A 13,551-nucleotide genomic window follows, 5' to 3' on the forward strand; every position below is an offset into this window, starting at 1 on the left:
GATTTTGCCCATAAGTGCATATTTGAATTTTATGAGGCAAAGGTATCAAAACCTTATGATATAAACCAATTATGAACATCTACTTATCATTCCCAAAGTTATCTTTAGTACAAGATGTTGCAAGTGTTACAAGACTCAATATACAAAAAAATTTTCTAATCATAATTTCAAATTTTTAAATGGTTATTTCCAAATGCTTGAATCGAAACGATTTGATTGACTTATTACGAAATTCTCCATCCCATTACCTTCGGGGTTACTTGAACACAAGACACCTTCCGACTCAACATTAATCACTACACACTTGGGGGATTCATAAGAAACGTCCTTCAAAGAACCGTTTTCGATAATTGTTTGATTTGTTTTCATATTAATATATTTTATTTAATTAGTATTCGTAAACAAATAAAAATCCTAACGAGATATACAGCCTAACATCGCAGTGTTTTTAAAGGAAAGAACTTTCTGTTGTCTGACATCTACACGAAAATACATATTAAAGAGCATAACAGCAAGCTTTTTAATATTTATTTAACAATATATGTTATACAGCATTTTTCAAGAAAGATTTCCGAGCAGTACATCCATACAAATGAAAGCTTAAAAATCATTAGGATTGTACTCCCTCTTGGAAGACTTGAATTGTGAATAGTCCTTTCTCCTCCATGTGCGAATATAGTCCACCTTCATAGTCGAAGGAAATCCGGCTGCATCGGCCTGCTCTTTCGTGGTAGGAACAGGATAACGCTTGCCGTTATTCCATTTCTCGAACGGAGTACGAGGCTCCATAGACAATGTGATATACATTCCCAGATGCCAATAATAATTAGGAACAGATGCCACTCTTTTATTATCAATATACCATATTATTGAGTCTGGGCGGTTCTCACATGCATACAGATGATAATCGTCTCGTGAATCCCAATCTACCACAGTTTCATTATGTCCCCACATGCTCTGTGGATGGAGAAACTTGTTGGTAAACTTCTCGCTGCCGTCAGGGTTAGTACCGTCCGGTTTCAGCACCATAATATGATAATTACAACTCATGATATGAAAATCCTTTGGAACCTGCTGCAGTTCGATTATGTCTATTTCGTTATACACCACCGTATTCTCTTTCTGAGGCTTGATTTTCTTTCCATCACCAGGAAGAGAATAAAGCCAAAAGGCAGGGCATGTACCTCTGAACACATGCGCTCCCTTAATCCTTGCTTCAAAATATCCGTATGTCACCTTACCTTTTGAATTCAGCATACCCGACTGGAAATAATAATGTGGGAATGCCTTACTGAAATCATGTTCATGGTGTTTAATTGTGATATTGAGATTTCCATCTTCCTGCTTCACGTTATCAGGGCTGAAGCTTACAGTAGCAAACGGTCTGCACGGAGTATTCCATTTTGATTTATCTATCTCTGTCCCGTTGAAATCGTCAGTGTACTGTTCCACTACCTCGAAAAGTTGCGGGTCGGTATGCGGAGTTACCACCTGTTTCCCTTTCTCGGTAATAGCTGAATCGTGCTTAATAAGCGGTTTCTTCTGCGGAGTATCATTGATAATAGCATTGACAGTGAAAAGGCATGTTGCAAATGCTGTGGTTAAGAATAATAAGCGTTTCATACTATTGTGTTATTTTTATAGCTGAGAAGGGAACATTTTATGGATGCTCCCTTCTATTGTGGTTTAATTATTAACAGGTATAAGCTGGATGTCGTCAATATAGATTTTAGTTCCATCAGGGATGGCATACCTGGCAAAATTGAATTTATAAGTTGTCAAATCTTTATCAAAAGTGAATTCTCCAGACTGAAAAACAGTCCATTCACCATTATTCGACAATGTTACATCTGTGGCTTTCATAAAATTCGAAGCCGAAGTATCTTTATATTGGAAGACACAAGCTGCTGTACCAGTAATGTTAGCTTTATATCTGAATTTCAACTTATATGTTCCAGCTTTAGGAAACGAAACCACCTGTCCTCCATCAGTTTTTGGCATAAAATAAATCTGACCTTTTGAACTTATGTTACCGGTATTATCAATAACCAAGACCATATTCTTGTTTTTACCCTCAGTCAGATTCTCATATTTTACCGGAGTATTAGTTTCTTTACCAACATCGCTTGCAACAGACCAACCCAGAGTTACAAAATTGGAGAACTGAAATTCATCTGGATTTTGCAAGTAACGTTCAAAACCATGCATGAATGGGTCAAAAGCACTGGTATTATCAGCACCCTTATGAGTTAAACCATCAAAATCGAATGGTGCTACAGCAAAACTATTTTCAGTCTCCAGTCCTTTTCCCTTAAATTTCAATTTAATAATATCATTTGCTCTTATAGCAACAGGCAGTATAACATTGATATTATTGTTAGCAATATTTACAGAGCGGATATTTACACGACTTCCATTTGCATACACCTCAAAGCTATTAATCAGATTAGTAGGAGTTTTAAAATTATCTTCCTTTAAACCTGGTTTTATAGATATTGCTGTTACAGATTGATTATTATAGAAAGAAATCATATCATTTGAAATTTCTATTACAGGCATCTCTACCTTGTTTTCTATATTCACGCTACCAAAGGCTTCCAACTTAACTCCATTATTCAAAGCAATATTTCCGTTTCCATCATAAGAAATTGTAACATTATTGCCATATTTTACATTCTCAGCGAGTTGTAATTTTAAGCATTTCTTATCGTCGGACATAGTGATACTATTGATTGTTGCTGCTTTGCTATCAATATTTACAGATAATCCTACAGAAGTTATACCATCTGCAAAAGCTGAAGCGGACTGCTCTTCCTTAAAGGTTATAACAACCAAATCAGGGTCATTATTTTCAATTACAAAGTTCAGTTTGTCGGAAGTAAAAGGCAGTACGTTATTTTCCACATCATTATCCGGATGTTTTGCAGTATCAAATGCTGCCAGTTTCTTACCATTGATAAACATAATATCACCAGTGCCATCGTATGCAACCGAAACACTAACTCCTGCTGTTACTGCCTGCTCTAATTTCAATTCGAGCACCGAACCGTCTTCTTGAGAACGGCGAACCTCCTTCAAGACAAGAAGCGAAGAATTGCCATCAATTGAAAATACTGACGACGGTGTGCTTGTTACCGTGAATCCCTTGGTAGAATAAGGCATGAGCTTGAAATCCAAATCTCCACCTAAATCGATTTTGACAACATCAGGCATATCATCAGATATAAGCATTGATGTCGTGTTATTTTCACCCAAAATATCATAAGACTCGTCAGTTACAGAAGGGTTCTCACCTTCGCCGGAACCAGAATACTCAAAAGACTTTACATTAAACGTAACCGGAACCGAGAGATTCATCTTTTGACCGGCAGAAATACCGGTCAAAGACAAACTAATATTATTATACACATCGTCAGCATTAGGGAATTGCATACGCAGCGTATCTTCTTCAGCCTCTATAGAGTTCTGTTCAGAAGAAATGACCCATTTTGCTGCAGATACATTTACCGAACTGTTACAGAAACTGACATTGTCATACTGTGTCACCTCTACCTCCTTGGATTCGGGTGAAGAATTCTGCATATCAGCAGAAACAATCTTTACTCCGTTCACAAACACCGAATACGAAGGATTTATGGCATTGCTTGCAGCAGCATCATCCTTAGAACAGGAAGCAAAAGCTGTAGAAATCAGTACCGAAGCTGCTATTATCTTATTTAGTTTCATATTTTTCCTTAATTTAAAGTTATACTATTCTCCTATTCTGCGAAGTTCCAACTGGTCAAGATAGAAAGTTCCCACTCCTACAAGAGTATTAAACATGAACCTGCATTGCATCCCTGACAGTTGGGATTCAATAGCGATGTTTGCACTCTGCTTTATCCACTTACCCCTTGGCATTTCATTAGAGAACGTGAATGTGGTAGGATTTTTCGAATCCGGCTTCTTGAAAAAATCAAAATTGAAGTTTCCTGTCGGTATATAGCCTTCGGAAGGGAAATACACATAAAAAATCAATTCATAATTTCCAGAAGGTATGTCAATGGTATGTTGTGCCAAATTCATTAAATAAAAATTACCGGAAGTGCCCGAGGCTGTTATCTTCAGCGAGTATCCTTTATCGCCAAACTTGATTTGCGAATCCTTTACAATTGCACCATTGGGAGCAATACTCCATCCAAGATTTCCTATTGTGGCATCGGAATTAAATGTGAATTTATCTCCTAAGAATATATTTTCTCTTGAGTCGGGGTCCACCTCTCCATCATCATCTTCATCTTCAGGCTCTTCAACAAACTTTACAGGCAACTTCTCAAAAGGTTCGAGCAGCTTGCCAATAGACGATTTGATATTTCCTTTTCCATCATAACTCAATGTTACGACATCTTCGGCTGTCAACATCCTGTCTACCCTTACCTTAAGGATAGAAGAATTTTCCAAACTAACGGTCACTCCATAAATATCTACCGTATCATTATTTATTATAGCAGTAAATCCTGAATTCTCGACAAGACCAAACGGAGCATTGGCACGAACACAGATATTTCTGGTGTTTGATTGATCAACGAAAAATGTATCGACAGCTATACAGAATACATCCGAAGGAATTTCAGAAGCAGGAACATCGGCAGCAGACGTAGGACGCTGCAATTCATAAAGAGCCAAGGATGAGAATTTCTCCTCCTTATCCAATACATCATTTATGTAAGTCTCTACTACAAGTTTAGCCATACCTGACTGGCGCGAACCATCACATACATATTTCTTAAGTATTGTCTGTTCATCGCCCGACTTAGTATCTGCCTTGGACTTTATGACTACAGAATATGAAAAACTGTATATTTTATTTGTCGAATTATCAACAAAATCGCTTGTGGCAAAGGATGTCAAGAGATTTCCTTTCTCTTCAATCATCAATGGAAGATTTCTATACACATCAATGGCTAACCCATCACGAAGATTTTCAAGGCGATATATATCGGTCATGACTGTAGGCTCTTCAGTCCATTTTTCGGGGGTACATGATATGAGTACCCCTAAAAATGTCATTAATATATAATTAAAGTATTTTTTCATAAGTCTATTAATTTACGTATTCCAACTTAATATCATCAAAATATATTTTAGAATTTACAGGCAACTTTCCTGCAGGGAAAAATAACTGAAGGTTTGTAACCTTGTCAGTACCGGTATCAAATTCAGATGTAATTTTAGTCCATGTACCTGTTGAAGTAACATTCAAATCAGAAATTTTCTCTAGAGGATTAGCACCATTCTTCTGGACTCTTATCTGCGCGTCGTTTATCGCCTGGTCTGTATATACCATTAACGACACTTTGAATTTTCCACCATCAATATCCAATAGATTAGCCAACTGGAAGGATACATATTTGTCATTGGCCGTACCAGAAACAATCTTCAATGCCTTGTTAGTGGTATTAACCGGATCGGCCGTTACAACGGCAGATGCGCCTGTATTTTTGTTATCTACCATCCAGCCGTTCTCCCTTGGTGTAGTACCACCAACTTCAAAGCCTGAAACAGATTTAGGAATAAGATTAGAAGTTACCGTATTCGGTACGGATATTTCAAAACCTTCAAGGCTACGACCATCCATCGATTCTATGCCACCCGTGCCATCATAATATACTTTAACAAGTGCTCCTTCCGACAACGGAGCGCTTAGAGAAATCTTAAGTTTTGTTCCGTTAGCATCTGCTGTCACACTGGAAACCGGGATTATTTCGCTACCACACTTCACCGTGAAACTTGACCTTAACTTTTCATCTGTAGCGATTGACGCCAAAGCTCCGCTTGATATCTTGATATTTATTGTCTTTATATCTACAGTGGACATTCCTGATTTTGTATCAACTTCAAATGGTTTGGATGATTTCACAACTTTGATGACAAGCGGTATGGACTTCTTTACGTTGGCAACCGGTTTTTCTACACGGCGTGCAGCCAAAGAATGTTCGCTATATCCCTCTTCGCTTGGTACATTGAAAGTGAAAGCAGCTTCGTTGGCAGCAGAAGTTTTCTGTACACTACCTTCAACACTCCATGTTATACCCTCAACAGTTTCGAATTCCTGGTTTGGCGTATTATTGACAAAAGTCAGACTTTCGCCGGCTTCCACTTCTACATTCTTCCATGTAGACTTATCAGAAGAAACTACGTCGTCCGGCAAAACATTAAGCAATACAGTCCCGTCAGACTTCTTTACAGTGAAAGCAGGCCTTGGCTTTGCATAAACATTTACAGTAAACACTTTTCGGAGTACCCAGATCCCGTCTTCGAGAACTGTCTGAGTAGGATTCTTCTCATGAGAAGTCGCCCATTCGTTGAATGTGTCAACCAATGTAACTGTAGTCTTACCCGGAGTGCCGAAAAATATGCTTTCGGCGGCATTCTTTGAAACAAGGCCCTTATTGGGATCTACCTGATTTTTGATAGGAGGCTTCTTATAGTCGAAGTCATCAATCATAAAATTACTACCTTCTTCGATTACCCACTTGTGTGAAGTAAATCCCTGGGAAGCATCTATAAATGAGATAAATGTATCTACATTTACTACATACTCAGAATTTCCCTGATTGATTGTCTCACTTGTATACCACGCCAAATCGCTGACCTTATCAAGCGGTTCATACTCTTTTCTACAGCTTGTTGCCAGTACTGCGGCAATAGAACATGGTAAAAGCAGTTTTGAAAATATATTTCTAATCATATTTTTAGCGTATTAGTTATTGTTTTTGATAGCTGAATTATTCATCAATTCTTTCTGAGGGATAGGGAAATACAGGTTTCTCTCTTTACTATAGTTCTGTGCAGCAATTTCAAATTCATAATTCAAGCTCAGATTACCACTTCCTTCTTGTACGGTAGAATTGTTTTTTGTCTGAGTCTGATTGCTGTTAAGTTTCTTGGCCGTATATTCTACAGACCAGAAATCGTCATTATCATGATGGAGTTTGAAAATATTTTTACCATCGTCTTCCAATAATCCCCAACGGCGCAAATCCTGCCATCTAATCTGATGACCTTCAGTAGCAAGTTCAAGAGGACGTTCAACAAACATAAGATGTTCCATCAATTCATCTTTGGTATAAGACTCTCCGTCGTATGTACGAATTCCGGCAAACTCTGCTTCGATACCCAAAAGTTCAACACCCCAGCGTGCTCTCACCTTGTTGATGTACAACAATGCACCTGCTATATCAGGCGTCTCTCTCTGCAAAAGACATTCCGCATACATCAAATATACATCTGACAGTCTGTTTACAACGACATTCTTTCCGGACATTGAAGGCTTCTCTTTTGTTACGATATCATGATTGGTATATTTCTTGAACTTTCCGAATCCCCAATCGGCCAATGGACCACCCATAGGGCATTTTTCGGAAGCATTACCATTGATATAATATGGAGTAACTTCATCCTTAACCAAAGCTACCATAGCAGACGCTCTGAGAGAGACCTGACGTCCTGTGTTTCTTGAATCCTTATTGTCAGGTTTATCATTAAGAAACTCGTTGACCAACCAAGCTGCAGGCAAGAATCCACCCAAACTAGTGGAAAGAGTGGCAAGACGATTATACATACAATTCATATCCCAAGTTGTGATATCCTGTCTGTAATCCAACGAATATGAAATTTCAAGAATAGACTCAGAATTAAACTCACCTGCGTTAGTAAACATTTTAGTCCAGTCCTGTTCCAGTTCATAGCCGTAGTTATCAATTACATCCTTGAATTTCATTTCTGCCTCGGAATATTCTTTTTCATAAAGGTATGAAATACCTTGGATAGTTGCTGCAGTACCTTTTGTTGCCAAACCCTCATAATCAGAAGTTACATCCTGAGGCACAGGTAGCAAATCGTAAGCAACTTCCAAGTCTTCTCTAAAGAATTTCAAGACATCTTCTGCAGGAGACAAAGGCAAGTTGAAAGACTGTGCAGTGCTTGTGCGGAGCACAACACTTCCGTTATTGAAAGAAGAATGCAAATAAAAATACATCAGACCACGGATGAATCGGGCATGTCCCATCTGAATATTCCATGTTTCAATTTCATCACCCGAAACGGTATCCTTAATTCTTTCTAAAGCCTCGATTACCTGATTGGCACGCCAGATACTGATATAAAGAGCATCCCATTTGCTGGATATTGCGACAGTACTGTTAGTATAATTCTGACAATACCAGTTCCAACCTTCAGCATTGTTCTGTGGTTGAGGTCTACCATATCCCGGCCAACACAAGTCACTTCTCCATGCTTCTTCACGAATATTGAGTACATAGTCATTTCTGAGAGCTGCATATGTAGCATAGAGACCTGACTTCGTATCCTTCAAATCAGTCCAGAATGTTTCAACCGTTGTTTTGTTAGGATTTGACAAGCTTAAATAGTCTTCACAAGAAGACAAAGAAGATACCACCAGAGCCCCTAAGGCTATATTTCTAAATATATTGTATTTTTTCATGACATTCTAATTTAAAACGACAAGTTAAGACCCACAGAATATGTTGCAAATGTAGGATAGTTACCCATATCCATACCTCGCTTGTTGATGCCTCCACCTATTTCAGGGTCGTAGCCTGAATACTTGGTCAGAGTAAACAGATTCTGTCCTGAAATGTAAAAACGCAAATTAGACAGACGCATGCGAGTAACCAAAGCCTTTGATAATGAATATCCTAAGGTTATCGACTTCAAGCGTAAATAGGAGCCATCTTCAAGCCATAAGTCGGTATCTGCCCTATAGTTTTCATGGCCCTTCACATCACCTCTATAAGTAGGAATAGGCGAATCAGTGTTAAACTCAGTATATTGTGCCACCAAATCTTTGTGACGTCCATAGCCAAATGCAGTAGCACGGGAACCATTCATGATTTTATGTCCAAGTGCAGAATAAAGATTTGCATAGAGATCGAAACCCTTGTATCTGAATTGCATGTTGAAACCGATTTCATATTTAGGGAGTCCACTACCGGAATATACTCTGTCGTCATCAGAGATTTTTCCATCCTTATTGGTATCAACAAAAATCAAATCACCCATCTGTGCAGTAGGATTGATTTTCTGATATTCGGCAAGTTTTTCTGGTGTATTTATGATTCCATCTGTAGGATAAAGGAAGAAAGCTCCCGCTTCATAACCTTCTGCTATAAAAGTTACCTGTGAACGGGCTGCTGCACCTGAAACAAGTCCTTGAGGATATGCACTGATGCGTGTACCATCTCCATTTATTCTTGTCACCTTATTCTTGTTGGTACTGAATGTTCCGCTAAAATCATATGAAAATCCCTTGATTGCAGAACGATATCTTGCAGTAAGCTCATAACCTGAGTTGGTCATGTTACCTACGTTCATTACCAGAGTTTTAGTAGCTCCTGTTGAGCCTGGCAATGTAACAGGGAAAAGCATATCCTTCTTGTCGGTAGAATAGTATTCGGCAGCCAAAGTGAACTTATTATTGAACAAAGCCAAATCTACACCAATATTATACTGTCGTGTAGTTTCCCATTTTACATTCTGATTTGAATATTCGCTCTGGATAGAACCGATAGCCAAAGACTGATTAGATGCATCTCCTATAACATAATCATATCCGTTGGTAATGACTCCGCTAAACGTATAAGGAGTAAAATTCTGATTACCTGTAGTACCATAGCTTCCACGCAATTTAAAGTTATTCACAACATCAGCAAGTGGCTTGAAGAAAGGTTCGTCACTAATATTCCAAGCAGCAGATGCTGAAGGGAAGAATCCCCATCTATTGTTCGAAGCAAAGCGCGAAGAACCATCACAACGGATACTTGCACTTATAAGGTATCTTCCTCTCCAATCATACTGAAGACGTCCTATAGAACCTATAAGCCTGTTTACATAATTGTCACTTGAAGTGGCAGAAGGATTAAGAGAACCACCGTTCAATACCTTAATGTCATTATCGACTACACCCTGTTTCTTTGCAGTAAAACCTTCGTAAACATATTCTTCGCCGGTAACACCTGCAAAAGCAGTTACTTTATGCCCTTTGACAGTCTTACGATATTGTGCTCCGAAATCCCATACTATAGAATTCCTGTTAGTTGAAATCATGGAAATATAACTGTCTTCAGGTTTAGTAATAAGTTCGCCATCCTGGTCTTTTATTTCCTTATATGGACGGAAGTTACGACGGTAGCCACCTGATTCCTTCAATGCAACTCTACCGCTGACATTGAAACCCTTGAAAAGCTCATAATTGATATTGAAATTAGCAAAAGAATTAGTCATTCTCTGATAATCCTCAGAGAAGAAACTGTCGAGAACATAAGTCAATCTGTTCTGTTCATTGCCACCTACTGTTTCGAAAGTATCACCGGGCTTGATTTCCGGCTGGGTAGGGCTGTATTTTATAGCCTGAAGAATAAGTCCAGCAGGAGAATAATCGGTATCTTCGACAGAAAGTCCTACACTGGCATTCATGGTAAGACGTTTTCTCTTATAGCCAAGATTAATTCGTGTATTGTATCTATTGAAACCTGAATTGATAACACTACCATCCTGTTTATAAAAACCATTCATTATGCTATATGTGAGACCATTATTACCTCCACTCAATGTCAATGAGTAGTTTTGTGTGGCAGCATTGTCTACAAAAACCTGATCCAAAAGATTAGTATCGTTATGATAGTACTGCAGGCTACGATACAAGTCCAACAATGTGGTATCATCGTACGTATTGGAAGTACCAGTATTTCTTTTGAACAAAAGATTAAAATATGTTTGTTCCTGTGTATTCATCAGATAATCCGTTGACGTGATTTTCTTGATACCATAACTTGCATCAAAACTTGCTGACATTTTACCTTCCTTACCTTTTTTGGTTGTGATAAGAATAACACCTGCTGCACCACGAGTACCGTAAATTGCACAAGAAGCGGCATCTTTGAGGATATCTATAGTCTCGATTTCGTTTGGACTGATACGCGGGTCACCTTCCTGCGGAACACCATCCACGACATAAAGAGGAGTATTCTGACCGTTTACTGAAGCAACACCACGAATAAGAATTTCCGAACCAGCACCAGGCGCACCACTCTCAGCCGTTACACTTACACCGGAAACCATCCCCTGAAGGGCATTTCCAAGGTCGGACGTATTGATTTTGGTTATATCTTCCGATTTCACCTGTGCTACAGCACCCGTCAATTCTTTTTTCTTTACCGCACCATAACCTATAACCACCACATCATCCAATAATTGAGTATCATCCTTAAGAACAATATTCATATTCGGCGACACTTTGACTACGGTGTTCTTATATCCTATAAATGATATTTCAAGTTTGGCATTTTTATTAGCCTTGATTGTAAAGTTTCCATCAAAATCGGTAATTGTTCCGTTTGTAGTCCCTACAACCACAACATTAGCACCTATTACAGGCTCACCGGCACTATCCTTTACAACGCCTTTAACAGTAATAGCCTGTGCAAAAACCTGAACTGAAAAGACTAATCCCATTATCATCAATAACAGGCTCTTTAATCTATATTCCAAGTATTCATTCATTGAGTAAAAATTTTGATTAATAAATTAACATTTTCTATTTGAATCTTTGTTTATCTTCATCAGTAAAAGCACGCTTAGAAGATTCAAAATTCTCATAATCACGTTTCCATGAACGTATATAATCCACATACATCACCGAAGTGAATCGCTGTGGAGATTCAGGATTGATAAATTCACCTTCATTATCTAAAACAGATTTATCCAACCCATCTGGATTGACCGCTAAACGCTGACCATCAGCTTCGTATTTTTCAAATGGAGTTCGTAGCCCTAAGGATAGAGTAAGATACATATCCATGTGCCAAAAATAATTCGGTTTGGATGCAACCCTTACATTATCCACATAGAATACAACAGAGTCAGGACGGTTTTCCACTGCATAAACATGATAGTCGTCTTCAGGATTCCAACTGACAGTTGTTTCATTCTTACCTAATTTAGGGTATTGTCCGGCTTTAATCTGTTCATTTTTCAAATCCTCATCTAATATCCATATATGCATATTCTGACTAAGAATAAACTTGCTTTTAGGGACTTGCTGAAGTTCTATTACGTCAATCTCATTGTAGACAACATCATTCTTCTTTCCATTAGAGTTATCGATTTCACTGGGAAAAGTATAAAGCCAAAAAGCAGAACATGTACCAGGCCAAACATCTGCTCCTTTTATTCTCGCCTCATAATACCCATAACCGACTTTTGACTTTGAACGCAACATTCCGGAAGTAAAATACAAGTCTTTAGTGCCTCTTTTATGCTTGTAATACTTGATTTTCAATTCCAGCTTTCCATCTCGTGTTTCTACATTTTCCGGAAAGAAAGTCCAGGTTGCAAACTTGTCGTCTTTAGGATTCTCCCAATATTCAGTATCAAAGCCACGGTCAAACTCGCACGAATACAAAATCTGCTTTTCAAACTTGTCAGAGTTGTATGGTGTACACATGAAAGGAGAAACCTTATCGGTTTCCTTATCTCCATCATCCGAACCTTCATCACCTCCTGGAATTCCAGAATCCGGATCTGGAATATCTTTTTCTTCAGAGCTACACCCTGAAGAAAAAGACAATAAAAACATTAGAAAAAAAGATATGTATACAATCTTATAAATCATATAATATAGATGTCGTAAAAATAGACCTAACATTATTACAAAAGCCTGTAAATGAATACAGGTTATTTAACTTTTTCGAAAGTTATATCATCAACATAGAATGATACATTTTCTGTTCCTTTTGGAGCTACTACCTGAAGAGCTGCTTTAACATGATCAATATGAGTACCATTCTTTGAACGGAAAGGACGCGAAGTTACTTTCACCCACTTGCCGGCAGGAACTTTAGCAGTCTGAATCATAGCTGAGAAATATGGAGATTCAAAATCGGCAGACTCTTTTGATTTTGGAGCAAGTTTCTTTCCATCTTTATATTTTGTAGCAGGAAATATCATGCTGAAGTTCTTTATCTTACCAGATTCAACGAAAACCCAGCAACTGACAGTGTATTCACCGTCTTTCAACTCTACCATACCATCAGGATTGAAAGAAGCGCATGCCATTTTCTGTTTTTCAAGGGCAGCCTCTGTCTTGAAATAAAGACTATGCTTTCCATTAGGAGTATGATTCTTTGAATCAGTTATAGAAAACACGTCATTGTTCTGAATCCACCAGTTACATGAACTTTTATTAGACGAATTTGCAGGAATTTTACCAATTTCAAACGCATAATTAGCCTTGTTGAATGTCTGTGCACTAACTGTTGTAAGAGAGGCAATAGCCAAGCCTAGAAATAATACTTTTGTTTTCATGATAATTAAATTTTAGTTTATGAATTATTGTTTTTCTCTTAAATATCGTTCTTTTAGACTTTAAATCAAGTGTAGGTTGTCTGATGTCTTTACAAGTTTAGGGATTATATTCTATATATACAAATAATTTTAAAATATAATCACACTTAATGGTGATATTTAACTATAATAAACACAATGTAAATT

9 protein-coding genes are annotated in these 13,551 nt (G+C 37.9%); all 9 read right to left on the bottom strand.

The features are described 5' to 3' along the window. Positions 1–183: 183 nt before the first annotated feature. The 9 genes from KQP79_RS19415 to KQP79_RS19455 all read right to left on the bottom strand — a co-directional run bounded on the left by KQP79_RS19415 (position 184) and on the right by KQP79_RS19455 (position 13,365). Positions 184–369 (bottom strand): hypothetical protein, encoded by a 186-nt coding sequence (locus KQP79_RS19415; RefSeq protein ID WP_004320127.1) that lies wholly within the window; start codon positions 367–369, stop codon positions 184–186. Positions 370–600: 231 nt separating this feature from the next. Continuing rightward, positions 601–1,623 (bottom strand): family 16 glycosylhydrolase, encoded by a 1,023-nt coding sequence (locus KQP79_RS19420; RefSeq protein WP_004320131.1) that lies wholly within the window; start codon positions 1,621–1,623, stop codon positions 601–603. 63 nt (positions 1,624–1,686) lie between these two features. After that, positions 1,687–3,726, bottom strand: a complete 2,040-nt coding sequence (locus KQP79_RS19425) for a SwmB domain-containing protein (RefSeq protein WP_004320133.1) — start codon at positions 3,724–3,726, stop codon at positions 1,687–1,689. Positions 3,727–3,750: 24 nt separating this feature from the next. Beyond that, positions 3,751–5,076, bottom strand: a complete 1,326-nt coding sequence (locus tag KQP79_RS19430; RefSeq protein ID WP_234120785.1) for a hypothetical protein — start codon at positions 5,074–5,076, stop codon at positions 3,751–3,753. Positions 5,077–5,083: 7 nt separating this feature from the next. Next, on the bottom strand, positions 5,084–6,730 hold the full coding sequence (locus tag KQP79_RS19435) for a hypothetical protein (RefSeq protein WP_004320137.1): 1,647 nt from the start codon (positions 6,728–6,730) through the stop codon (positions 5,084–5,086). A gap of 12 nt (positions 6,731–6,742) precedes the next feature. Further along, positions 6,743–8,485, bottom strand: a complete 1,743-nt coding sequence (locus tag KQP79_RS19440) for a RagB/SusD family nutrient uptake outer membrane protein (protein ID WP_060451228.1) — start codon at positions 8,483–8,485, stop codon at positions 6,743–6,745. An 11-nt stretch (positions 8,486–8,496) separates the two neighbouring features. Beyond that, a complete protein-coding gene (locus KQP79_RS19445) occupies positions 8,497–11,562 on the bottom strand; it encodes a SusC/RagA family TonB-linked outer membrane protein (protein ID WP_004320143.1) in 3,066 nt (1,021 codons plus the stop codon). Positions 11,563–11,596: 34 nt separating this feature from the next. Next, positions 11,597–12,637 carry a family 16 glycosylhydrolase gene (locus KQP79_RS19450; RefSeq protein WP_157452184.1) on the bottom strand — a complete coding sequence of 347 codons (1,041 nt, stop codon included), beginning with the start codon at positions 12,635–12,637 and terminating at the stop codon, positions 11,597–11,599. Between the two features lie 98 nt (positions 12,638–12,735). Next, complete coding sequence (locus tag KQP79_RS19455) at positions 12,736–13,365, bottom strand: hypothetical protein (RefSeq protein ID WP_004320147.1); 630 nt, start codon at positions 13,363–13,365, stop codon at positions 12,736–12,738. Between the last annotated feature and the right edge of the window lie 186 nt (positions 13,366–13,551).

It is taken from the genome of Bacteroides sp. DH3716P (assembly GCF_025914115.1).
GTDB classification, from domain to species: Bacteria; Bacteroidota; Bacteroidia; order Bacteroidales; family Bacteroidaceae; genus Bacteroides; species Bacteroides ovatus.

Coding starts and splice junctions, on each gene's coding strand:
- KQP79_RS19435 (WP_004320137.1), bottom strand. CDS start 6,730: ATGATTAGAAATATATTTTCAAAACTGCTTTTACCATGTTCTATTGCC.
- KQP79_RS19430 (WP_234120785.1), bottom strand. CDS start 5,076: ATGAAAAAATACTTTAATTATATATTAATGACATTTTTAGGGGTACTC.
- KQP79_RS19445 (WP_004320143.1), bottom strand. CDS start 11,562: ATGAATGAATACTTGGAATATAGATTAAAGAGCCTGTTATTGATGATA.
- KQP79_RS19455 (WP_004320147.1), bottom strand. CDS start 13,365: ATGAAAACAAAAGTATTATTTCTAGGCTTGGCTATTGCCTCTCTTACA.
- KQP79_RS19415 (WP_004320127.1), bottom strand. CDS start 369: ATGAAAACAAATCAAACAATTATCGAAAACGGTTCTTTGAAGGACGTT.
- KQP79_RS19420 (WP_004320131.1), bottom strand. CDS start 1,623: ATGAAACGCTTATTATTCTTAACCACAGCATTTGCAACATGCCTTTTC.
- KQP79_RS19440 (WP_060451228.1), bottom strand. CDS start 8,485: ATGAAAAAATACAATATATTTAGAAATATAGCCTTAGGGGCTCTGGTG.
- KQP79_RS19425 (WP_004320133.1), bottom strand. CDS start 3,726: ATGAAACTAAATAAGATAATAGCAGCTTCGGTACTGATTTCTACAGCT.
- KQP79_RS19450 (WP_157452184.1), bottom strand. CDS start 12,637: ATGTTTTTATTGTCTTTTTCTTCAGGGTGTAGCTCTGAAGAAAAAGAT.